Annotated in this window: 19 protein-coding genes; 16 read left to right on the plus strand and 3 right to left on the minus strand. The window is 64.9% G+C overall.

From position 1 onward, the window contains the following. The first annotated feature begins 2 nt into the window (after positions 1 to 2). The 6 genes from EPN33_01245 to murG all read left to right on the plus strand — a co-directional run bounded on the left by EPN33_01245 (position 3) and on the right by murG (position 7,491). Positions 3 to 1,481, plus strand: a complete 1,479-nt coding sequence (locus EPN33_01245; GenBank protein ID TAN24418.1) for a UDP-N-acetylmuramoyl-L-alanyl-D-glutamate--2,6-diaminopimelate ligase — start codon at positions 3 to 5, stop codon at positions 1,479 to 1,481. Next, positions 1,469 to 2,701 carry a UDP-N-acetylmuramoyl-tripeptide--D-alanyl-D-alanine ligase gene (locus EPN33_01250; GenBank protein TAN24419.1) on the plus strand — a complete coding sequence of 411 codons (1,233 nt, stop codon included), beginning with the start codon at positions 1,469 to 1,471 and terminating at the stop codon, positions 2,699 to 2,701. The genes EPN33_01245 and EPN33_01250 overlap by 13 nt, the downstream gene beginning before the upstream one ends. A gap of 6 nt (positions 2,702 to 2,707) precedes the next feature. After that, complete coding sequence (locus EPN33_01255; protein TAN24420.1) at positions 2,708 to 3,841, plus strand: phospho-N-acetylmuramoyl-pentapeptide-transferase; 1,134 nt, start codon at positions 2,708 to 2,710, stop codon at positions 3,839 to 3,841. 73 nt (positions 3,842 to 3,914) lie between these two features. After that, a complete protein-coding gene (murD, locus tag EPN33_01260; GenBank protein ID TAN24421.1) occupies positions 3,915 to 5,339 on the plus strand; it encodes a UDP-N-acetylmuramoyl-L-alanine--D-glutamate ligase in 1,425 nt (474 codons plus the stop codon). Further along, positions 5,340 to 6,428, plus strand: a complete 1,089-nt coding sequence (ftsW, locus tag EPN33_01265; protein ID TAN24422.1) for a putative lipid II flippase FtsW — start codon at positions 5,340 to 5,342, stop codon at positions 6,426 to 6,428. It begins immediately after the preceding gene. A gap of 1 nt (position 6,429) precedes the next feature. Further along, entirely contained in the window at positions 6,430 to 7,491 is a 1,062-nt protein-coding gene (murG, locus tag EPN33_01270; GenBank protein ID TAN24423.1) for an undecaprenyldiphospho-muramoylpentapeptide beta-N-acetylglucosaminyltransferase, read from the plus strand. A 1,284-nt stretch (positions 7,492 to 8,775) separates the two neighbouring features. Here murG and EPN33_01275 read toward each other — a convergent pair. Genes EPN33_01275 through EPN33_01285 form a run of 3 tightly spaced genes read right to left on the minus strand, consistent with a single transcriptional unit; the run spans position 8,776 to position 11,609 of the window. Then, positions 8,776 to 9,660, minus strand: a complete 885-nt coding sequence (locus EPN33_01275) for a hypothetical protein (protein ID TAN24424.1) — start codon at positions 9,658 to 9,660, stop codon at positions 8,776 to 8,778. A 16-nt stretch (positions 9,661 to 9,676) separates the two neighbouring features. Then, positions 9,677 to 11,185 (minus strand): UDP-N-acetylglucosamine diphosphorylase/glucosamine-1-phosphate N-acetyltransferase, encoded by a 1,509-nt coding sequence (glmU, locus tag EPN33_01280; protein ID TAN24425.1) that lies wholly within the window; start codon positions 11,183 to 11,185, stop codon positions 9,677 to 9,679. Then, positions 11,085 to 11,609 (minus strand): hypothetical protein, encoded by a 525-nt coding sequence (locus tag EPN33_01285; GenBank protein ID TAN24426.1) that lies wholly within the window; start codon positions 11,607 to 11,609, stop codon positions 11,085 to 11,087. The genes glmU and EPN33_01285 overlap by 101 nt, the downstream gene beginning before the upstream one ends. Before the next feature lie 305 nt (positions 11,610 to 11,914). Between EPN33_01285 and EPN33_01290 the strand changes: the two genes are divergently transcribed. The 10 genes from EPN33_01290 to EPN33_01335 all read left to right on the plus strand — a co-directional run bounded on the left by EPN33_01290 (position 11,915) and on the right by EPN33_01335 (position 21,217). After that, on the plus strand, positions 11,915 to 12,256 hold the full coding sequence (locus EPN33_01290; protein ID TAN24427.1) for a four helix bundle protein: 342 nt from the start codon (positions 11,915 to 11,917) through the stop codon (positions 12,254 to 12,256). Between the two features lie 12 nt (positions 12,257 to 12,268). Beyond that, entirely contained in the window at positions 12,269 to 13,684 is a 1,416-nt protein-coding gene (locus EPN33_01295; GenBank protein TAN24428.1) for a phenylacetate--CoA ligase family protein, read from the plus strand. Between the two features lie 83 nt (positions 13,685 to 13,767). Continuing rightward, positions 13,768 to 15,087, plus strand: a complete 1,320-nt coding sequence (locus EPN33_01300) for an inositol-3-phosphate synthase (GenBank protein TAN24429.1) — start codon at positions 13,768 to 13,770, stop codon at positions 15,085 to 15,087. 71 nt (positions 15,088 to 15,158) lie between these two features. Beyond that, positions 15,159 to 15,926: an SDR family oxidoreductase gene (locus EPN33_01305; GenBank protein TAN24430.1), complete on the plus strand. Its 768-nt coding sequence runs from the start codon at positions 15,159 to 15,161 to the stop codon at positions 15,924 to 15,926. Between the two features lie 24 nt (positions 15,927 to 15,950). Continuing rightward, a complete protein-coding gene (locus EPN33_01310) occupies positions 15,951 to 16,442 on the plus strand; it encodes an acyl carrier protein (protein TAN24431.1) in 492 nt (163 codons plus the stop codon). Positions 16,443 to 16,501: 59 nt separating this feature from the next. Continuing rightward, positions 16,502 to 17,011, plus strand: coding sequence for a beta-hydroxyacyl-ACP dehydratase (locus EPN33_01315; protein ID TAN24432.1), 510 nt, complete (start codon positions 16,502 to 16,504; stop codon positions 17,009 to 17,011). Then, positions 17,008 to 18,300, plus strand: coding sequence for a beta-ketoacyl-[acyl-carrier-protein] synthase family protein (locus tag EPN33_01320; protein ID TAN24433.1), 1,293 nt, complete (start codon positions 17,008 to 17,010; stop codon positions 18,298 to 18,300). Before EPN33_01315 ends, EPN33_01320 begins: the two co-directional genes overlap by 4 nt. Next, the gene (locus EPN33_01325) at positions 18,269 to 19,591 is read left to right on the plus strand and encodes a beta-ketoacyl-[acyl-carrier-protein] synthase family protein (protein TAN24434.1); all 1,323 of its coding nucleotides are present in this window, start codon (positions 18,269 to 18,271) and stop codon (positions 19,589 to 19,591) included. The genes EPN33_01320 and EPN33_01325 overlap by 32 nt, the downstream gene beginning before the upstream one ends. After that, on the plus strand, positions 19,569 to 20,330 hold the full coding sequence (locus EPN33_01330; GenBank protein ID TAN24435.1) for a 3-oxoacyl-ACP reductase FabG: 762 nt from the start codon (positions 19,569 to 19,571) through the stop codon (positions 20,328 to 20,330). The genes EPN33_01325 and EPN33_01330 overlap by 23 nt, the downstream gene beginning before the upstream one ends. Beyond that, positions 20,327 to 21,217 (plus strand): hypothetical protein, encoded by an 891-nt coding sequence (locus EPN33_01335; protein ID TAN24436.1) that lies wholly within the window; start codon positions 20,327 to 20,329, stop codon positions 21,215 to 21,217. The genes EPN33_01330 and EPN33_01335 overlap by 4 nt, the downstream gene beginning before the upstream one ends. The last annotated feature ends 1 nt before the right edge of the window (position 21,218 follow it).

A 21,218-nucleotide genomic window follows, 5' to 3' on the forward strand; every position in this document is an offset into this window, starting at 1 on the left:
CCATGCGCCTCGACGACCTGCTCCACGGAATTGCAGTCCGGCAAAAGATGGGAACGCTGCCTGCGGAGATCGCGGGGCTGCACTACGACTCGCGGCAAATCCAGCCAGGCTGGGCGTTTGTGGCGATTCAGGGCTTGGAGGCGGATGGACATACGTTCATTCCGCAGGCGGTGGCGAAGGGGACGCGGCTAATTCTGTCGGAGCGGCCGGCGCCGCAACCGGCGCCGGTGGCGTGGGTACAGGTGGAAAACGCACGGCAGGCGCTGGCGCAGGCAGCAGCGAACTTTTTCGGGCAGCCGTCGCAGCGCCTCCAGCTCATTGGCGTGACGGGAACGAACGGCAAAACGACCACCACCTTCCTGATCGAGGCGATGCTGCGGCAGGCCGGGTGGACGACGGGGCTGCTGGGCACGATTGCATACCATGTGGGCGCGGCGGTGGAGGCGTCGCCGCATACCACGCCGGAATCGTACGATCTGCAAAAGCTGCTGCGGCGCATGGTGGATGCCGGCTGCCGGGCGGCGGTGATGGAAGTGAGCTCGCATGCGCTGGCGCTGGCGCGGGTGTATGCTTGTTCGTTCGCTGCCGCTGTGTTTACCAATCTGACGCAGGATCATCTGGACTTCCATGGCAGCATGGAAAATTATGCTGCCGCCAAACGGCAATTATTTCTGGGCCAGGGCGCGCCTCCGCCACGGGCGGCCGTGGTGAACGCCGACGATCGTGCGTCGGAAGGGATGGTGCGCGGCTTTGCCGGTCCGGTGCTGCGGTATGGGATGGGAGCAAGCTCAGATTTGCGGGCGGCGGCGATTACCTATACGCCGGAGGGAACACGGTACCGGCTGGAAGGGCCTGCGGGACTGAGGGCCGAGGTGACCAGCCCGCTGGTGGGACGGGTGAATGTACTGAACTCGCTGGCGGCTATTGGCGTGGGCCTGAGCCTGGGGCTGGAGGCCGAAAAGATCGTGGCGGGCATTCCGCGCTGGCCGCACGTGCGGGGGCGGTTCGAGCGGGTGGCGGCGGGACAGCCGTTCACGGTACTGGTCGATTACGCGCATACGCCGGATGCGCTCACGAACGTGCTGGCGGCGGCGCGCGAGTTGGCGCGCGGGAGACTGCTGCTGGTGTTCGGCTGCGGCGGCGACCGCGACCGGGGCAAGCGGCCGCTGATGGGACAGGCGGCAGCGGCGGGCGCGGATTGGGTGATCGTGACCAGCGACAACCCCCGGAGTGAAAACCCGGAGGCGATTATCGCAGACATTTTGCAGGGGATTCCGCATCCGGCGGGCGGGGCGGAGCCGGACCGGGCGCGGGCGATCGCCAAAGCGATGGGCGAGGCCAAGGCCGGCGACACGGTGGTGATTGCGGGCAAGGGGCATGAGACTTACCAGATCCTTGGGACGGAGACGCGGCACTTCGATGACGCCGAACAGGCGACCCAGGCGATCGACGCCCTGAGGGCGCGAGGATGGTCCGCATGAGCGCGGTGATTGACTCGCGTGTGGTGCAGGCCGGCGATGTTTTTTATGCGCTGCCGGGCGAGAAGCGCGACGGGCATGAGTTTGTGGAGGCGGCGCTGGCGGCGGGCGCAGCGACGGCGGTGATTGCGCGCGCACAAGCCGGGCAATTCCCTGCCCTGCTGGCGTCGCGGCTGCGGGTGGTGGACGACCCCGTGCGGGCGCTGCAGGCGGATGCGCAGGCGGCGCGGCGCGCCTGGGGCGGTCCGCTGGTGGCGATTACCGGCTCGGCGGGCAAGACCACGACCAAGGAAATGATCGCCGCGGTGCTGGGAACGAAAATACGGGTGCTGAAAAACGAAGGCAACTACAACAATCATCTGGGGGTGCCGCTGACGCTGCTGCGGCTGCAGCCCGAGCATGAAGTTGCGGTGGTGGAGATGGGCATGAACCATGCCGGCGAAATCGCGGCGCTGGCGGCGATCGCGGAGCCGACGGTGGGCGTGTTCACGAACGTCGGCTCGGCGCACCTGGGCAATTTCAGCTCGATTGAGGGGATTGCGGAAGCCAAGCGGGAGCTGGCACGGGCGATTCCAGAGACCGGAGCGCTGGTGTTGAACCGCGACGATGCGCGGGTGGCGCGATTTGGCGAAGGATTTGGCGGGCGCGTCGTGATGTACAGCGCCGCGGAGTTTACGGGCAAGCTGCAATTGGCCGGGGAGCATAACCGGGCGAATGCGGCGGCAGCGATGGCGGTGGGCGGGCTGTTTGGGATCGATGCGCACGCAGCCCTGGAAGCGTTGGCGGCGCTGCGGCCGATGACGGGCCGGGGCGAGATTGTGCAGCACAACGGCATCACCATGATTCAGGATTGCTATAACGCCAATCCGGAAGCGATGCTGCGGATGCTGGCGGTGCTGGCGGCGACACCGGCGCGGCGACATGTGGCGGTGCTGGGCGAAATGCGGGAACTGGGCGCGGCGGGCGGGCGGCTGCACCGCGAAGTGGGACGCGCGGCAGCGGCGAGTAACCTCGACGCGCTGTGGGCGGTGGGCGGCGAGGCGGAGCAGATTCTCGAAGGCGCGCGCGCAGCGGGGTTTCCGGGGCCAACGCAGTTTTGCGGCAGTGCGGCGGAAGCGGCAGTGCAACTGCGGCCGTATCTGCACGCGGGGGATGCGGTGCTGTTCAAGGCCTCGCATGCGCTGCATCTGGAGGAGGCGGTCGAAGCGCTGCGGCGCGGCTAACCTACCATGCTCTACTGGCTGCTCTACGAACGCTTGTTCCCGTACTTCACGCCGCTGCGGCTGTTTCGCTTCATTACCTTCCGCACGGCGTTTGCGGGAATTACGGCGCTGGTGATTGCGCTGGCGTTGGGGCCATGGCTGATCCGGCGCTTGCAGGAATTTCAGATCGGCCAGTACGTGCGCGACGATGGGCCGCAAAGCCACTTGAAGAAGGCGGGCACGCCCACGATGGGTGGGCTGCTGATCAACATCGCCATTCTGGTGCCGACGCTGCTGTGGTCGGATTTGCGCAATCCCTTCATCTGGCTGGCGATGTTCAGCGTGGTGGCGTTTGGGGCGATCGGCTTCGTAGATGATTTCTCCAAGGTACGACATCACCGCAGCCTGGGACTGCGGTCGATGCAGAAGCTGGGCTTGCAGGCGCTGGTGGGGCTGATCATTGCGCTGGCGCTGCTGTGGATGGCGCACGGGGGCGGGTACTCGACCAGCCTGGTGGTTCCGTTTGTCAAGCATTACCGGCCGGCGCTGTCGATCCATGCGCTGCTGGCGCACCACGGCTGGTACGTACTGGCGTTCCTGCCCTTTATCATCTTCGTAATGATCGTGGTGGTGGGATCGAGCAACGCCGTCAACCTGACGGACGGTCTGGACGGGCTGGCGATTGGCTGCACCGTCATCGCCGCCGGGGCGCTGACGGTGCTTACTTACGTTTCCGGGCATTCGGTGTTTGCGGCTTATCTGGAGATCGAGCGCATTCCGCAGATTGGCGAGCTGACGATTTTCTGCGGCGCGGTGGTGGGGGCGAGCATTGGCTTTCTGTGGTACAACGCGCATCCGGCGGAAATCTTTATGGGTGACGTGGGCTCGCTGGCGTTGGGCGGGGCGATCGGCACGGTGGCGGTACTGATCAAACAGGAGCTGCTGCTGCCGTTCATAGGCGGCATTTTCGTGATCGAGGCGGTGTCGGTGATTCTGCAAGTGGGCAGCTACAAGCTGCGGAAGAAGCGGATCTTCAAGATGGCGCCGCTGCATCATCATTTCGAACAGTTGGGCTGGAGCGAGTCGAAAATCATTACGCGGTTCTGGATCGTGGCGGGGGTGTGCGCGCTGTTTGCGTTAACAACGCTGAAGTTGAGGTAAAGGCCGAAAGCACTGGGCGGCAGTGGTTAGTGGCTAGTGGCTAGTGGCTAGTGAAGGCTCGGAAGTGAGGCGTATGGAGATTGAGGGACAACGGATATTGGTCGTGGGGATGGCGGCGAGCGGGATGGCGGCGGCGCGGTTCTTGCGGAAACGCGGAGCAAGGGTCGTGGTCTCGGAGGTGCGGGCGGCCGTAGAGCTGCGGGCGCAGATCGCCGAACTGCTGGACGCGGGGATTGCCGTCGAAACCGGGGGGCATCGCGAGCGGAGTTTTCTGGACGCGGACCTGATCATCACCAGTCCGGGAGTGCCGGCGGATTTGCCGCTGCTGCGGCGGGCGCGGGCGCAACAGACGCCGGTGCTGGGCGAGCTGGAGCTGGCGTCGCGGTACTTGCGGGGGATGCTGGTGGCCATAACCGGGGCGAACGGGAAGACCACCACCACGGCGTTGACAGGGCATATTCTGACGGCGTGCGGACGCAAGGTGCAGGTAGGCGGCAATATTGGCACGCCGCTGATCTCGCTGGTGGAGAGCTCGACGGCGGAGACGGTGAACGTGGTGGAGGCGTCGAGTTTTCAGTTGGAGACGACCGAGACGTTTCATCCGCATGTGGCGGCAGTGCTGAACCTGTCGCCCGACCATCTCGACCGGCATGGCAGCATGGAGGCGTATGCGGCGGCGAAGCAGCGGATTTTCCGGAACCAGACGAAGGAGGATTTTGCGGTGCTCAATCCCAATGACGTCTGGTGCCGGCAGTTTGCTGCGGTGCTGAACAGCCAGGCGGTGTGGTTTGCGGCATTTCCGCTGGAGTCGCAGACCGGCGCGGAAGTGCGCGAGGGGCAGATCGTGTGGACGCGGGGGGGCAAGCAGCATCCGATTATGCCGGTGAAGGAAGTGCCGCTGCCGGGCGCGCACAATCTGGAAAACGTGCTGGCGGCAGTGGCGATGGCGTGTCTGGTGGCGGGGCCGGAAGCGGCGCCGGCGATCCGCCAGGCGGTGGGCAGCTTCAAGGCCGTCGAGCACCGGTTGGAGTACGTGGCGACCATCAACGGCGTGGCGTATTACAACGACTCGAAAGCCACGAACGTGGACGCGACCATGAAGGCGCTGGCGTCGTTCGAGAAGGGCATCTGGATCATTCTGGGCGGCAAGGACAAGGGCAGCGACTACACGACGCTGGAGCCGCTGCTGCGGGAGCGGGCGCGGGGCGTGCTGTTGATTGGCGCGGCCACCGAAAAGATCGCGGCGCAGCTTGCGCCGCTGAGTGCGGCCGTACCACTGACGCGCTGCGGGACGCTCGATCAGGCGATTGCCACCGCCAGCGCGCAGGCGCAGGCGGGGGACACGATTCTGCTGGCGCCGGCGTGCGCGAGCTTCGATCAGTTTGAGAACTACGGGCATCGCGGGCGGATGTTCAAAGAGCTGGTGCGTAAATTAGGGGCCAGGGGTCAGGGGCCAGGGGCCGGCGGTCATCAGTCATCAGTCATCAGTCATCAGTAAATGCCGAAGAAACTCGCCTATGACCGGACGTTGTTTGTTACTACGCTGGCGCTGGTGACGTTCGGGCTGGTGATGGTGTTTTCGGCTTCGGCGCTGATGTCGGCGGAGCAGTTCCGCTCGCCCTACAGCTTTCTGCTGCGGCAGGGGGCAGGGGCGGTGCTGGGGCTGATCGCCATGGTAGTGCTGATGCGGTTGGATTACCGCAAGCTGCGGGAGCCGCAGGTGGTGTATCCGCTGCTGTGCCTGACGGTGCTGCTGCTGGTGGCGGTGTTCGGACTGGACCGCTCGCACAACACGCACCGCTGGATCCGCATGGGGCCGCTGTCGCTGCAGCCGTCGGAGCTGGCGAAGCCGGTGCTGGTGCTGTTTCTGGCGTTCTATCTGGAAAACAAGCTGCGGGATGTGAATGAGTGGCTCACGCTGGGGCCGATTCTGGTCTGCCTGGTGGCGCTGTGCGGGCTGGTGGTGTTCGAGCCGGACCTGGGCACGACAGTGGCGCTGGCGCTGATCGCGGCCACGATGCTGTACGTCGCGGGCCTGCGCTGGAAATGGATGGGCTACGGGGCGCTGGTCAGTCTGCCGATTCTGTATGTGCTCGTGTTTCACGTGCATTACCGGCGGGAGCGGATCCTGGCGTTTCTGCATCCCTGGCAACATGCGCGCAATGTGGCGTTCCAGATCGTGCAGTCGCTGATTGCGCTGGGCAGCGGCGGCTGGGCGGGAGTGGGGCTGATGAACGGGCGGCAGAAGCTGTTTTTTCTGCCCGAGGCGCACAGCGACTTCATTTTCGCGGTGGTGGGCGAGGAGTTCGGCTGGGTGGGCTGCACGCTGATTGTGCTGGCGTTTCTGATTTTCCTGTGGCGCGGGTTGCGGATTGCGCGGCGGGCGCCGGACAGCTTTGGGCGGCTGCTGGCGATTGGGGTAACGGCGATGATTGTGATTCAGGCGCTGATCAACTTCAGCGTGGTGACGAGCATTTTGCCGGACAAGGGGATTCCGCTCCCGTTCATCAGCTACGGAGGCTCGTCGCTGCTGTTTTCGCTGGCGGCGGTGGGGATGCTGCTGAGCGTGTCGCAGTACACGAGCTAGTATGGCGACGTCAGGGAGCATCGTCATTGCCGGGGGCGGGACGGGCGGGCACTTGATGCCGGGGCTGGCGGTAGCGAGAGCCCTCCGGGAGGCGGGCGCGGAAGAGATCACGTTTGTAGGTACGGCGCGCGGGTTGGAGGCGCGGCTTGTGCCGGCGGCGGGATTTGCGCTGCGGCTGATCCGCATTGGCGGGCTGAAGTCGGGCGGGCGGCGGCGGCAGTTGGAGACGCTGGTGCAGCTTCCCGCGGCGGTCGCACAGAGCGCGCGGATTCTGCGGCAGGCGCGGGCGCGGGTGGTGCTGGGCATTGGCGGGTATGCGTCAGGGCCGGTGCTGGCGGCGGCGTGGCTGCTGCGGGTTCCGATTGTGTTGCTGGAGGTCAACGCCAAGACGGGGCTGGCCAACCGCTGGGCGGCGCGCTGGGCGCGGGCGTCGGCGGTGAATTTTCCCGAGACCGCACGGGATTTTGCACATGCCGAGGTTACCGGGATTCCGGTGCGGCCTGAGTTTTTCGCTCCCTGGCCTCTGGCTCCTGACCCCTCGCCCCTGGTCCTCGTCTTCGGCGGCAGCCAGGGGGCGCACGCGCTGAACGAGGCCGTTGCTGCGATGGCGGCCGGGGTGGATTTCCGCATCCTGCACCAGACCGGGCCGCGCGATTGGGAGGCGGTTGCCGCGCGGTACGCGGGCCTGGGCGAGCGGGTGCGGGCGGTGGCATTCATCGACCAGATGGCGGAGGCGATGGCGGAGGCGGCGGTGGTGGTGTGCCGGTCGGGGGCGAGCACGCTGGGGGAGATTGCAGCGGCGCGCAAGCCGGCGATTCTGGTGCCGCTGCCCAACTCGACCGACCAGCACCAGTTGCGCAACGCCCAGGCGTTTGCCGCCGCGGGCGCGGCAGTACTGCTGGAGCAGGCGCAACTGACGCCGGAGCGGCTCGCCGAGACGCTGCGGGCGTTGCTGGCCGATGCCCCGCGACGGGCGGCGATGGCGGAGGCGCTGGGTGGGTTCGCGCACGCGGGGGCGGCCGAGGCGATTGCGCGGCTGGTGCTGCGGCAGCGGCGCTGGTAGGCGAGACCAGACTCACACGCTGTTCCTTTTTTTTCCGCTAAGTGTCTCACTTTGCAGTGCAAAGCTGCGTGTTTACTGGGAATCCTGAATGTTTCGGGTGGCACACGTGGAACAGCAAATGGAACAGCAGGTCTATCGGTCGATCGGTCTATCGGTCTGTCGGCCGGCACGGGGATAGGAGCGGGATAGCGTCTGAGCGCAGTTCAGGTGTTCTGTCGACGGTGCGCGCCCACGGAAGCCATTGCTCGGCTAGTGCTGCAGCGGAGCTGGGCGTAGGTTGAATCTGTCTCACGCCCTGTTCTTTTTTTGGTGCTAAGTGTCCCACTTTGCAATACAAAGTTTTGTGTTTCCTTGGAGTTACGCGCGCGAAGGGTGAGACAGGCGAGACAGCAAATGGAACAGCGGGGCTATCGGTCAATCGGTCTGTCGGTCGGCAGGGGGATAGGGGCGGGATAGCGTCTTGACGCAGTTCAGGTGTTCTGTCGGCGGTGCGCACCCACGGTGTCCGGCGGGTTGCCCGGCGCAGCGCCGCGGCGTGGCATGGGCGGCGACGCTGCTAGGATGGCTACGAATGGTTAGAAGCGGAAAAGAGCTGGGTGGTTGGCCGGAGGTGGTGATTTTAAGGCAAAACCAGACTTGGTGTGGCGGGCGCAGTCGGGGAGCGTGCAGCCTCTCCTGATGTCGAGGCCGCACACGACCCGGGCCCGCAGGCTAACGCTGGTCTGGTTTTGCCCTAGGGCCGCCCCATGCGGTCGAGCAGGTCGGCGGAGCAGCCCAGGTTCACGCCGGGCAGGGTGCCGCCCGTGCAGCGGGAGACAAACAGTTCTGCCGGTCGGCGCCAGGGGGACGTGTGCGCGCGAGGGTTTCCCGCACGGAGCCCGAGATTACCGCAGTGAGGGTGCGCCAGTTTCCACGTCCAGGCGTTTGGCCTGATCCAGCAGGGCGGCGTCGAGGCGGAGGGTGGTGCGGCGCTCCACATGTAAAAGCGTTTTTGCAATATGTGTCAAGACGGACAGCGAAAGGGGAACGCGTCAGTCCTCGGCGAGGGCAGCCTCGGACCGCGATAAGCGGAACTCCCGTCCCCTCTCGATTGCTGCTAGGGTTTCCTTCGCTTTGGCGAGCTGCGCCTGGGTGAGTTCTTTTCTCCCCAGGTAAGCAAGCCCGGATTCGATCTCACCGATGAATCCATCGAAATCGAAGCGGCTTATAAAGCTGCGGTCCTGGAGTGCCTCCCACAGTGTTGCACAGCCACCTCGCAGCTCAGATTTTCCGTCCTGGGCTCGCCTAACGACCCACATACAGGTATCGGCAATTTGCAGGCCGAAACTTGACGCTGAATCGCGGACCTCCATTGGGCACGAGAACGCCCCGGAACGGGAGTAATCCGACAACATTGCGGTTGGGCTGGTATTTGCCTCGAACTTTGTCAGGAAATCGTAGGCCCTCGTGAATGAGGGCACGAATTGGTCTTGTTTCGTCGTGTACAAAACGACCGATCGTGTGGCCCGTGCGGTGGTGGAACTCGTGCAGATGCTGGAACAGCGAAGTGAACGCGACGAAATTGGGGGAGTCCCCTGCGCCGAATGGATCTAAAACCTTTTCAGGGTTTCTACTGGCCCAATTGAGCGACTCCGTGAGGATTTGGATGGTGCGCCTGTCGTATGGTGCCACCGGGGCACGAGCGGACAACTCAGCGAGAAGGCGCCCGAACCTGGAAGGATCCTGACTCTGAAATAGTCCCCAGAACTCGACCAGATCTTTTTCATTGAGGAGCTGCACGAAGTGCATTACTGTGATTCGGCGTAGAAGATTGACGCCGTACACCTGTGGGGGGACGGCCGGATTGTTGCCTGAGTCGAAGGCCAGGTCAAACAACTTCGTGGCCGCCAACCAGGGTTTGAAGACCCGCACGAACGAGAACTGGATCTTCTTTTCGCGAATAAAGCAGGCGATCCGACGACTGATCTTATCGATTCGGCCGAGCCCCAGCTCGTTGCCGTGGAGCTCCGTGGCGCCGACAGCAGCAAGCAGTTCTTTATGCACGGCGGCGTACTTAATGTCGAGGTCGGAGAAGGATATGAGCGTGCCGGTCCAGAAGGTATCGGACTGGGGGTCAAAGAGCTTAAGGCCGGTGTTGCCTGACTCGTCGACGTAAGCGTAACAGCGCATCGGCGCGAATCCAGCGCTAATCGCGCTTTTGGCGGCGTTTGGAGGGCCAGCCGGGTTTGAGGGTTTGGCGGGCGCGGCCGAGGGCGAGGGTGTCGGCGGGGACGGGGTCGGTGATGACGCTGCCGGCGGCGATGTAGGAGCCGGGGCCGATTTCGAGCGGGGCGACCAGAGTGGCGTTGGAGCCGATGAAGGCGGCGTCGGCGATGGTGGTGGGGTGCTTGGCCGAGCCGTCGTAGTTGCAGGTGATGGTGCCGGCGCCGATGTTGACGCCGGCGCCGATGGTGGCGTCGCCGAGGTAGGCGAGGTGGTTGGCTTTGCTGGCGCGGCCGAGGCGGGATTTTTTGACTTCGACGAAGTTGCCGAGGTGGGCGGCTTCGCCGATGTGGGCGCCTTCGCGAAGGCGGGTAAAGGGGCCGAGCTGGGCGGCGGCGTCGATGCGGGATTTTTCCAGGACGCAGTGGGAGCGGATGAGGACGCCGTCGGCGACGGTGCAGTCTTCAAGTATCGAATACGACCGGATGCGGCAGTTCGCGCCGATGCGGGTCGAGCCCAGGAGCTGGACGCCGGATTCGAGGACCGTGTCCTGACCGACTTCGACATCGGGATCGATCACGACGGCGTCCGGGAACTGGATGGTCACGCCCGCGCGCATCAGGGCTTCGGCTTTGCGGCGACGGAAGTCGCGATCAAGCTGGGCGAGCTCGACGCGGTCGTTGACGCCGAGACACTCGCGATCATCGGCAAGGGCGACGGAAGTTACCAGCGAGCGGCCGGCGGCGAGGAGGGCGATGGTGTCGGTGAGGTAGTACTCGCCGTGAGGGTTGTTGGTGCGCAGCCGGGCGAGGGCGGCGGCGAGGGGCGCGGTCGCGAAGCAGTAAAAGCCGGCGTTGAGCTCGCGGATTTTGCGCTGGACGGGAGTGGCGACGCCATCCTCGACGATGCCGACGACACGCTCGGGGTGGTTGGCGTTGCGGAGAATGCGGCCGTAAGCGCGGGGTTCGCGCGGTTCCGCGGTAGCGAGAACACAGGCAGGGTGGGGCTTAGCAGCGGCGGCGGCGGCGAGTGAGGTGATGGTGGCGGAGGAGAGCAGGGGCATGTCGCCGTGGACGACGAGGAGGTGGTCGTAGTTCTGCCACCAGGATTGGGCGGCGAGGACGGCGTGGCCGGTGCCAAGCTGGGGTTCCTGCAGGATGATTTGCAGGCCGCCGGATTCAAGTTCGGCGAGCGCAGCGCGGATCTGGTCGAGGCCGTAGCCAGCGACCACGGCGATGTCGCCGAGGGCGATGCCGGCGCCGCGCACCGCGGCCAGGACGTGAGCCAGAAGGCTGCGGCCGCCAGCCTGATGCAGCACCTTCGGCAGCGCCGATTTCATGCGGGTGCCGCGGCCGGCGGCGAGCACGAGGGCGGCGAGCGGCTTCGGCACTTTAGGCTTTGGGCTCCGGGTAGAGGATTTCGGTGAAGCGGGGGTCTTCCATGAGGGCGTCGAAGTCGTGGTCCTGCTGGGCGAGCACGCGGCAGAAGCCATCGCCCTGAATGGCCTCCTGCAGATGCACCAAGGCAGCTTCGCTGTCGTGGGTCTGGGCGTGCAGACAGGCGAGCGCGTAGGAGACATCGGGACCTTTGAAGCCGCGCTGGAGCGCCTTGGTGAGCAGGTCTTCGGCGTCCTGGTACTGGGCGGAGTTCAGCTTGACGATGGCAGCCTGGTAAAGATCCTGGCCGGATTGGGGCTTGCCATCAGCCGCGGCGAGGCGGTTGTTGCAGGTGTGGAGATGAACCTGAGCGCGCTCGGCAAGCTCGCGGTAGGGACCTTCACAGACCTTTTCGAGATGGGGCTTGGCTTTATCGAATTTCTGCTGGCCGTAGAATTTCATGCCGGCAGCGTATTGTTCCAGAATGGCCTGGTACTTGGGATCCACTGCGCTAGAAGAACGGGCAACTCCAGTACTCATGTTCAGTATTAGAGGATGGAAAAGGCTCGGAGGTCAAGGCGGCACCCAGGGGCGGAGTGGGCGGAGGCGGCACGGCGGGGCTATCATGACGGGAATAGTGGCTAGTGGCTAGGGGTTAGTGGCTAGCCGGGCTCGGAGGTCAAGGCGGCACCCGAAGGCGGGGTAGGCCCAAGGGGCACGGCGGATCTATGATGGCCGGGAATAGTGGCTAGTGGCTAGGGGTTAGTGGCTAGCCGGGCTCGGAGGATGAACGGGGGCGGGGCGTGGTGAAATCTTACGAGGATTTGATTGTTTGGCAGAAGGCGATGGCACTCGTCACCGAGGTGTATAAGGCGACCGGGAGGTTCCCGGCGGCGGAGATGTACGGATTGACTAGTCAGATCCGGCGGGCGGCGGTTTCGGTGCCATCCAATATCGCCGAGGGGCAGGGGCGGGAGGGGAGTAAGGAGTTCCGCCATTTTCTGGCCATCGCCAAGGGGTCCTTGCAGGAGTTGCGGACGCAGATTCGGATTGCACAGAACCTGGGGTTCCTGAAGGCGGAGGAGATGGGGAGCATGCTTGAGCATTCGGATGAGGTCGCGCGGATGCCCAGCGGGCTGTTAACATCCCTGAAGGAGAGGAGCCGGCTGCTAGCCACTAACCACTAGCCACTGTTCTTTATGCTGGACCAAGTCCCAACTTTATTGGAAAAGCTGTTCTTGGGGCCGAGTGTGCCGCGGCGGGCGGCGCTGGCGCAGCATGCACCCCGGAAGTGGATCGAGCGGGTGCAGTTGGCGGAGTTTCAGTCAACGCTGGAGCGCGTCAACACGCACAGCAAGTTTTACCGGGAGCGGTTTGCCGAGCGCGGGATCAATGTCCGGAACGTCAAGCGGCCGGAAGATTTGGGGGATTTCTATACCACGTCGCAGAACTTGCGGGAGCGGGACACGCTGGAGTTCGTCTGCTGCCCCCCGCAGGCGGGGTTTGAGACCACCGGCACGACGGCGAAAAACAAGCGGCTGTATTTTTCCAACGAAGAAGTCCATGACATTGGGTTTGAGGGCGCCGTGGGGTTGTGGAACTTAGGACTGCGGCCGGAAGATCGCGTGGTGGACGCGTTTGACTATGCCTTCTGGAATGCCGGCATCAGCCTGATGCACTCGCTCAACGCGATGGGCTGCTTCCACATGATTGCCTCGAAGCTGGAACCGGCGGAGTTTTACCGGCGGGTGCGGGATTACGAGTTCAACGTGATGGTGGTCGATACGGCCTGGCTGGTGAGCCTGACGGAGATCGCCGAGCGGCAGGGGACGTGGCCGGTAAAGTTCATCCTTTCCGGCAGCGAGGCGATGAGCGACCGGACGCGTAAGTGGATTGAGGGCGTGTGGAACACGAAAGTTTACCAGGCGTATGGACAGACGGAGTCGCTGGGGGCGAGCGGGATTGAATGCCCGGCGCAAAAGGGTTATCACCTGAACGAGGCCAACTTCATTTTTGAAATTCTGAACCCGAACGAAGAGGGATTCGGCGAGCTGGTGTTCAGCACGATTACGCGCAAGGTGATGCCACTGATCCGCTACCGGTCAAACGACATTACGCGGTTTCTGGACGAGCCGTGCGGGTGCGTGCTGCAGAAGTTGCGGCGGATTGACGCCATTCAGGGGAGGGGAGATGAGATCATTTCCTGCGGCATGGGGATGATCAGCCCGTGGATATTCGAGAAGCTGCTGGCGGCGGATGCGCGGATTACCGACGACTGGCAGGTGGCGGTAACACAGCCGGAGAGCCGGGACATTATTGAGATCCGGTTGGAGGTGCGGGACGGGGCGGGCGGGAGCTCGCGCGAGCTGGCCAGCCGGGAAGCGGCGCTGCGGCAGCGGTTCGCCGAGATATTCCCTTACTACCAGAAGAACCTGCAGATGGGGATGTTCGACCTGAAGGTTCAGTGGTTGCCGCACGGGACACTACGCGGCGGTGGCGATGGCGGCCGGCGGAAGTTGCGCCGCGTAGTGGACGAACGGCTTGCGCCGTCTTTACGAGGGGCTTCGCCCCTGGCCCCCCGCTGGTCGGCCACCCCTACTAGCGGTGATCAGTGAGCGTTCCGACCATTGGGCCTAAGTTAAAGACCTTTAATCCTTATTTAACGTCCGATTAATTGGGATTTGCCCAAAATCGAGGCGTGCGGGCAATGCCCGCCGGGAGGGAACAAAGCATGTCTGCATCGGCTAAGAATCAGTCTCCGCGTTTAGGTGTCCTGCTGGTCGGCATGGGCGCTATTTCGACAACGCTCGTGGCCGGGGTGGCGGCCGTCAGCCAGGGGATGGGGCGTCCGTTCGGGTCGCTCACCCAGTTGGCACAGGTGACGCCGCCGGGCGGAAAAAAGAGCGTGGCGCTGAGCGAGTACCTGAACCTGGTGCCGCTGGAGAATCTGGTTTTTGGGGGATGGGATATTCATCGGGGCAACGCCTACGAGATGGCAGTGGCGGCGGCGGTGCTGGAGCCGATGCAGTTGGCGGCGGTGAAGCCGGCGCTGGAGGCGGTGACGAGCATGCCGGGGATCCATGACGCCCAGTACAACCGGCGCGCGGAAGGCAGCTTTGTGAAGCCGCAGACGAACAAATTCGAGCAGGCCGAGGCGCTGCGCGAGGACATCCGGGGCTTCAAGAAGAAGCACAACCTGGATGACGTGGTGGTGCTGTGGTGCGGATCGACGGAAGTGTTTCTGCCGATTGGGCCGGCGCACCAGAACCTGAAGATTTTTGAGGCGGCGATGAAGGAAAACGAGCCTACCATCGCGCCCAGCATGATTTACGCCTACGCGTCGCTGCAAGAGAAGTGCAGCTTCGTGAACGCCACGCCGACGCTGACGGTGGATCTGCCGGTGATGATCGAGCTGGCGAAAGCGCAGGGCTGCCCGGTGAGCGGCAAAGACCTGAAAACGGGGCAGACGCTGCTGAAGACGATTCTGGCGCCGGGGATCAAGCAGCGGATGCTCGGCCTCGCGGGGTGGTTCTCGACCAACATTCTGGGCAATGGCGATGGCGCGACGCTGGACGATCCGGCGGCGTTCAAGACCAAGGAAGAGTCGAAGCTGTCGGCGCTGACGCACATCCTGCAGCCGGAGGCGTATCCGGAGCTATACGGCAAGGTGTCGCACCAGGTGAAGATCAACTACTATCCGCCGCGCGGGGATAACAAGGAAAGCTGGGACAACATTGACATCATCGGCTGGCTGGGCTACCCGATGCAGATCAAGATCAACTTCCTGTGCCGCGACAGCATTCTGGCGGCGCCGCTGCTACTGGACCTGGCGCTGCTGAGCGAAGCGGCGAAACGGGCGGGGGAAGCGGGAGCGCTGGAATGGCTGGGCTTCTACTTCAAGAGTCCGCAGACGCTGCACGGCAAGCCGGAACATGATCTGGGGGCGCAGTATCAAATTCTCCAGAGCGCGTTTCATCGCCTGGCGCCGAAACTACAGGGAGCGACGGTCAGGGCGTAAGTACGTAGAACAGTGGCTAGTGGCTAGTGGTTAGTGGCTAGTCAAGGCTCGGGAGATGGGGAGAACTGCGAATGACGGATGGGTTGACGGGGAAGATTGCGCTGGTGACGGGGGCGGCGCGGGGGATCGGGCGCGCGATCGCGCTGCGGCTCGCGCGCGGGGGCGCGGATGTCGTCGTCAACTACGTCACTAGCGCGGAGGAAGCCCGCTCGCTGGCCGGGGAGATCCGGGGGATCGGGCGGCGGGCGGAAATCGTCAGCGCCGATGCGACCAGCACGGAGGGGATTGCCGCAATATTCGGGGCCGTCAAGGAACATTTTGGGGCCCTGGACATTTTTATTAACAACGCCATCGACGTCGGGACCTATGGGCCGGTGATGCGGCAGCGGCTGGCGGGGTGGGACCACACCGTCAACGGCAATACCAACGCGCTGCTGTTGAGCGCACAGAAGGCGGTGCCGCTGATGAAGGGACGGCGGGGGAAGATTCTGAGCCTGTCGAGCCTGGGGTCGCAGTACTACATTCCCGGGTATGCCTCGATCGGCGTGACCAAGGCGGCGACCGAGGCGCTAACGCGGTATATGGCGGTGGAGTTGGGCAAAGAAGGCATTAATTGCAATACGCTTTCGGGCGGACCGATTGACACCGAGTCGCTGCGGCGGTTTGCCAACTTTCAGCAGATGAAGGAAGCGTGCGAGAATCTATCGCCGGCGGGCCGGATCGGGACGCCGGAGGATCTGGCGGAAGTGGCGGCGTTTTTGTGTTCGGATGCCGCCAATTGGATATACGGACAGACCATTATTGCCGACGGGGGTCTGTCGCTGTTGAGCGTCGGCTAACCACGTTCACCCAGCAAGGAGCTCATGCCTATGCCTGAAATCAGTGCCAATGAAAACGAAGTCCTCAAAATCCGGGAAACCGCCGATCACGTGCTGGCCAGCCGCCACGACGAGATTCTGGGCACGGTGCGCAGCGCCGTGGCCGAGGTGCTGGGGCGCGAGGAAAACGAAGTGCAGGCTAACAGCAGCCTGATGAATGATCTGAATGCGGAATCGCTCGACTTTCTGGACTTGCTGTTCCGGCTGGAGTCGGCGTTCGGCATCAAGATTCCGCGCGGCGGGATTCAGCGGGCGACGCAGGGGTCGCTGACCGACGCCGAGTTTCAACAGAACGGGCTGCTGACGGAAGCGGCGCTGGACCGGCTGCGGGTGCTGATGCCGGAAGTCACTCCGGGCAAGCTGAAGACCGGCTTGACGTCGCGGGAGATTCCGGCGCTGTTCACGCCGGAGACCTTCGCGCGGCTGGTGGCGTGGCGGATCGGGGAGATGGAGGCGGAGAAGGCGGCGGCGAAGTAGCGAGAGGGAAGAGGGAAGAGGGAAAAGGGAAAAGGGAAGAGGGGGCGGGCTCTGGGGCCATGCGGTATCTGCTGCTCGATCGAATCAGTGAGTTGAAGCCGGGGTCGCACGCGGTGGGGTCGAAGTGTGTCGCCATGACCGAAGACTACTTCAACGACCACTTCCCTGCTTTTCCCGTGGTGCCGGGGGTGCTGCTGGTGGAGGCCATGGCACAGCTTGCGGGGCGGCTGATCAGCTATTCGGTGGAGACGGACGGGGGCTCGCGGGTGCTGCCGGTGCTACTGGGGATTGAGAAAGCCAGGTTCCGGAAGTTTGTCAGGCCGGGAGATACGGTGGAAGTGCGGGCGGAAATAATTGGACTCGTCGATGGCGCGGGACGGTGCCGCTGCACGGCGAAAGTGGGCGGCAAAGCGGTGGCGTCGGCAGAACTGATGCTGGGGTATGACACGGGGCAAAACCAGGTGATTCCGCCGGCGTCGCGGGCCACGCTCGATGCCTGGGCGGAAAACATCAACCGGACGCTGATGGAGGGCTGCACGATACTGGCGCCGGAAGGAGAGCCGGTATGAGCGAGCGGCGCGTGGTAGTGACGGGGTTGGGGGCGATTACGCCGCTGGGGCATACCGTGGCGGAGACGTGGGCGGGGCTGCGCGCGGGGCGGTGCGGGATTGGGCCGCTGACGCTGTTTGACGCCTCCACGTTTGAGACGCGGATTGGCGGCGAGGTGAAGGACTTCCAGCCGGAGAAGGTGCGGGAGCTGGTGCAGCGGGAGGGCCGGCAGGAGATCGCCGAAGCGCTGGACCGGAAGAACTCGTTTGGCTGGGTGGCGGCGCGGGAAGCGTTTGCCGACGCCGGGCTGACGCCGGGATCGAAGGATGCCGAGCCGCGGCGGCTGGGCATATCGCTGGGCACGGAGGGGCGGCGGGACAGTTTGCTGCCGGAGCTGGCGGAGCGGAAGCTGCGGCCAGCGGATGTGGCGGCGCGGCGGAAGGCGCTGGCGGAAGTGCCGTCGTGGGAGTACTTGCGGTACTCGCCGTATGGGCTGGGCTACATTCTGGCGGCGGAGTTCGAGGCGCGGGGGCCGATTACGACGATTTCGACGGCCTGCACGTCGAGCTCGCAGGCGCTGGGGTATGCGCTGGATGCGATCCGGAGCGGAGCGGCGGATGTGATGCTGGCGGGCGGAGCGGAATGCCTGATGGAGCCGACGATGGTGGCGGGCTTCATTCTGCTGGGGGCGTTGTCGAAGAACAACGACCATCCGCTGCAGGCGTCGCGGCCGTTTGACCGGGAACGGGATGGGTTTGTGCTGGCCGAAGGCGGGGCGATGCTGATTCTGGAAGAAGCCGAGCACGCGCGGCGGCGGGGAGCGCGGGTTTACGCCGAGCTGGCGGGGTTTGGGATGTCGATCAACGCCTACCGGATTACGGATATGCCGCCGGATGGGCAAGGGCCGATGCTGGCGATGAAGGCGGCGCTGGCGGATGCGGAAATTACTCCCGGCGACGTGGATTATGTGAATGCGCACGGCACCTCGACGCTGCAGAACGATTCCAGCGAGACGGCAGCGATCAAGCGCAGCCTGGGGGAGCGGGCGTACAAGATTCCGGTGAGCTCGACCAAGTCGATGACGGGGCACATGGTCAATGCCGCGGGCGCGATTGAGGCGCTGATTGCGGTGAAGACAATTGTCGAGAGCTATGTGCCGCCGACGATCAACTACGAGCACCCGGACCCGGTATGCGACCTGGACTACGTGGCCAACCGGGGACGCGAGCAGAAGGTGCGCACGGTGATGTCGAATTCGTTTGGGTTTGGCGGCTCCAATGGAAGCCTGGTGCTGCGGGCGTATGAGTAAGACGAAGCGCAGAGTTGCGATCACAGGCGCCGGGGCGGTTTCGCCGCTGGGGAATGCCGTGACGGAGATCTGGGCGGCGCTGCGGGCGGGCACGAGCGGTGTGGGGACGGTGCCGCACATGTCGCTGGAGGCGTACCGGACGCATGTGGGCGGGGCGGTGCGGGACTTTCAGCCGCGCAAATATATCCGCGATCCCAAGACGCTGAAGCTGATGACGCGGCCGGTGCGGCTGGGGGTGGCGGCGCTGGAGCTGGCGGTGCAGGACGCCGGACTGGACGAAACGCGCGCGGGGCTGGCGCCGGAGCGGGTGGGCAGCTATGTGGGTTCGCCGGGCCACGCGGGCGACCGCGATGAATTGCTGCCGGCGCTGGATTTGTCGTACGGCGCGGACGGACTCGACCTGAAGCGGTTTGGCGCCGACGGAATTCCGATCATTAACCCGCTGTGGCTGCTGAAGAGCCTGGCCAACCTGGGACTGTATTTCGTCAGCATGCGACTGGGAGCGCAGGGGCCGAACGCCAATATCTGCATGTCGGGTGCGGGCGGGACGATGGCGGTGGGGCAGGCGTTTCAAGCGGTGCGCAGCGGACGGGTGGATATGGCGCTGGCGGGCGGGTACGAATCGCTGCTCGATGAGGAACGGCTGGAGAGTTTTGAGCCGACCGGGCTGCTCTACGTAGGCGACGGAATGGGGCCGGGGGCGAGCCGTCCGTTTGACCGGGACCGGGCGGGGTTTGTGGTAGCGGAGGGCGGCGCATTCGTGGTGCTGGAAGAGTTGGAGCATGCACGGGCGCGGGGCGCAAAGATTTACGGCGAAGTGTGTGGCTATGGCAGCGCCAGCAGCGGCGTACCCGAGCGGCCGAACGATACCGCCGCGGCGTACGAGGCGGCGATGGAAGCGGCGCTGGCGGATGCGGGCATGGACGCGGCGGAAGTGGGCGGCATTTACGCGCATGGAATGGCGAATGCGGTGGGCGACCGGGCGGAGGCGGAAGCGATGGCGCAGCTTCTGGGCGGACGGAAGAGCCAGACGCCGGTGACGGCGATCAAGTCACTGACCGGCAACCTGCTGGCGGGTTCGGGGCCGCTGGAACTGATTGGAGCGCTGGGAGCGTTCGGCGCGGAGGGATTCATTCCGGCGATTTTGAATTGCGAGCACCCGGATCCGGATCTGGGGCTGGATTTTGTGCGTGGCGAAGCGCGCACGGGATCGTTCCGCCACCTGCTGCTGAATGCCAGCGGTTTGGGGGGCAATGCAGCTTCGTTAGTTGTGGACCACCCCGTTGACTGAGCGGTTACAGGGACAGGCGGTGCTGGTGACGGGCGCGAGCCGGGGGATCGGGCGGGCGATTGCGCTGCGCGTGGCGAGTGAAGGCGCGCGGGTGGGGGTGAACTACCGCGCCGGCGCGGAGGCGGCGCAGGGCGTGGTCGAGGAGATTACGCACAAGGGCGGGACGGCGGTGGCATTGCCGGGCGACGTGGCGGATGCGGCGTCGGCCCAGGCGCTGGTGGCGGCAGCGCGGGAGAAGCTGGGGGGACTGGACGGGCTGGTGAACAACGCCGGCATCGTGCGCGACAACCTGCTGCTGGGGATGGAGGAGCAGGAGTGGGGCGACGTGCTGGGAACGAATTTGACGGGCATGTTCCATTGCTGCCAGGCGGCGGCGAAGCTCATGGTGCGGCAGCGGCACGGGCGGATTGTGAATTTGTCATCCACGTGCGGCGAGCGGCCAAACCGGGGACAGGTGAATTATGCCGCGGCCAAAGGCGGCGTGAACGCATTGACCAAGGCGCTGGCGCAGGAGCTGGCGCCGCGCAACATTACCGTGAACGCGGTGGCGCCGGGGATGATTGAAACCGAAATGAGCGCGAACGTGCGGGCGCTGGCGAGCGAACAGATTCTGGCCGCGATTGCGCTGAAGCGGTATGGGCAGCCGGAAGACGTGGCAGCGGCGGTGGCGTTTTTGCTCTCGGCGGATGCAGGCTACATCACCGGACACATTCTGAATGTGGATGGAGGACTGGCGTGAGGCGCGAGCGGCAACGGGTGGTGGTGACCGGGCTGGGCGCGTTTTCGCCGGGCGGACTGGGCGTGGAAGCGTACCGGCGCTGGCTGCCGGCGCGGCATACGGCGAGCGATCTGCGGGTACCGGAGTTTGATGCGGCGGTGTTCATCCGCAACCCGCGGCGGCTGCGGACCATGCACCGGAGCTTTCAGTTGGCGACGGCGGCGGCGGTGATGGCGATGGAAGCGGCGGGAATGCCGAAGGAGGCCGAAGCCGGGGGCCTGGAAGCGATGGGCATCGCGCCCGAGCGCGCCGGGCTGGCGACGGCGATGGCGGATATTTCGCCGGTGACGGCGGATCTGCTGCGCGTGCTGGCGACGGTGGCGGGGGAGATGGGACGCGGGCCGAATGGCTATGCGCAATTTGCAGAGGTAGGGGCGCGGGAGCTGCATCCGTTCCGGCGGCTGGCGCTGCTGGCGAATATGGCGGCGGGGCACACTTCCCTGCTGTTGAATATGCAGGGACCGGGATTTTCGTTTACCTCAGGCGCGGGCGCGGGGATGCAGACGGTTACGGAATGTTTCTGGACGGTGGCGGAAGGGCGCGCGGACCTGATGCTGGCGCAGTCGGCGAGCTCGCCGGAGCAGTCGTACAACAGCACGCAGCAACCGGAAATCAGCGGCGCGGTGGTGCTGGAGTCGGGGGCGAGCGCGGAGCGGCGGGGCGCGACGGTGATTGCGGAAATTGTGGCCGGTGAGGAACGGACGCCGGCGGCGCCCGCCGGGATGGAACCGGCGCCGGAGCTGATGGCGGCGCTCATGCGGCTCGCGGAGAACGGACCGGTGGTCGCGCTCACTGAGCTGGCACGGGCGGCGGCGGAAGCACCGGCGATGATCGAGGTGCATAAATAAA

Source organism: Acidobacteriota bacterium, from assembly GCA_004299485.1.
Lineage (GTDB): Bacteria > Acidobacteriota > Terriglobia > Terriglobales > SCQP01 > SCQP01.

Excerpts from the sequence above, each read along its gene's own strand:
- EPN33_01245 (TAN24418.1), top strand. The coding sequence starts at position 3 with ATGCGCCTCGACGACCTGCTCCACGGAATTGCAGTCCGGCAAAAGATG.
- EPN33_01250 (TAN24419.1), top strand. The coding sequence starts at position 1,469 with ATGGTCCGCATGAGCGCGGTGATTGACTCGCGTGTGGTGCAGGCCGGC.
- EPN33_01255 (TAN24420.1), top strand. The coding sequence starts at position 2,708 with ATGCTCTACTGGCTGCTCTACGAACGCTTGTTCCCGTACTTCACGCCG.
- murD (TAN24421.1), top strand. The coding sequence starts at position 3,915 with ATGGAGATTGAGGGACAACGGATATTGGTCGTGGGGATGGCGGCGAGC.
- ftsW (TAN24422.1), top strand. The coding sequence starts at position 5,340 with ATGCCGAAGAAACTCGCCTATGACCGGACGTTGTTTGTTACTACGCTG.
- murG (TAN24423.1), top strand. The coding sequence starts at position 6,430 with ATGGCGACGTCAGGGAGCATCGTCATTGCCGGGGGCGGGACGGGCGGG.
- EPN33_01275 (TAN24424.1), bottom strand. The coding sequence starts at position 9,660 with ATGCGCTGTTACGCTTACGTCGACGAGTCAGGCAACACCGGCCTTAAG.
- glmU (TAN24425.1), bottom strand. The coding sequence starts at position 11,185 with ATGGCTTCTGCCGCGTGCTCGCCCAGCAGGACCACGACTTCGACGCCC.
- EPN33_01285 (TAN24426.1), bottom strand. The coding sequence starts at position 11,609 with ATGAGTACTGGAGTTGCCCGTTCTTCTAGCGCAGTGGATCCCAAGTAC.
- EPN33_01290 (TAN24427.1), top strand. The coding sequence starts at position 11,915 with ATGGCACTCGTCACCGAGGTGTATAAGGCGACCGGGAGGTTCCCGGCG.
- EPN33_01295 (TAN24428.1), top strand. The coding sequence starts at position 12,269 with ATGCTGGACCAAGTCCCAACTTTATTGGAAAAGCTGTTCTTGGGGCCG.
- EPN33_01305 (TAN24430.1), top strand. The coding sequence starts at position 15,159 with ATGACGGATGGGTTGACGGGGAAGATTGCGCTGGTGACGGGGGCGGCG.
- EPN33_01310 (TAN24431.1), top strand. The coding sequence starts at position 15,951 with ATGCCTATGCCTGAAATCAGTGCCAATGAAAACGAAGTCCTCAAAATC.
- EPN33_01315 (TAN24432.1), top strand. The coding sequence starts at position 16,502 with ATGCGGTATCTGCTGCTCGATCGAATCAGTGAGTTGAAGCCGGGGTCG.
- EPN33_01320 (TAN24433.1), top strand. The coding sequence starts at position 17,008 with ATGAGCGAGCGGCGCGTGGTAGTGACGGGGTTGGGGGCGATTACGCCG.
- EPN33_01325 (TAN24434.1), top strand. The coding sequence starts at position 18,269 with ATGGAAGCCTGGTGCTGCGGGCGTATGAGTAAGACGAAGCGCAGAGTT.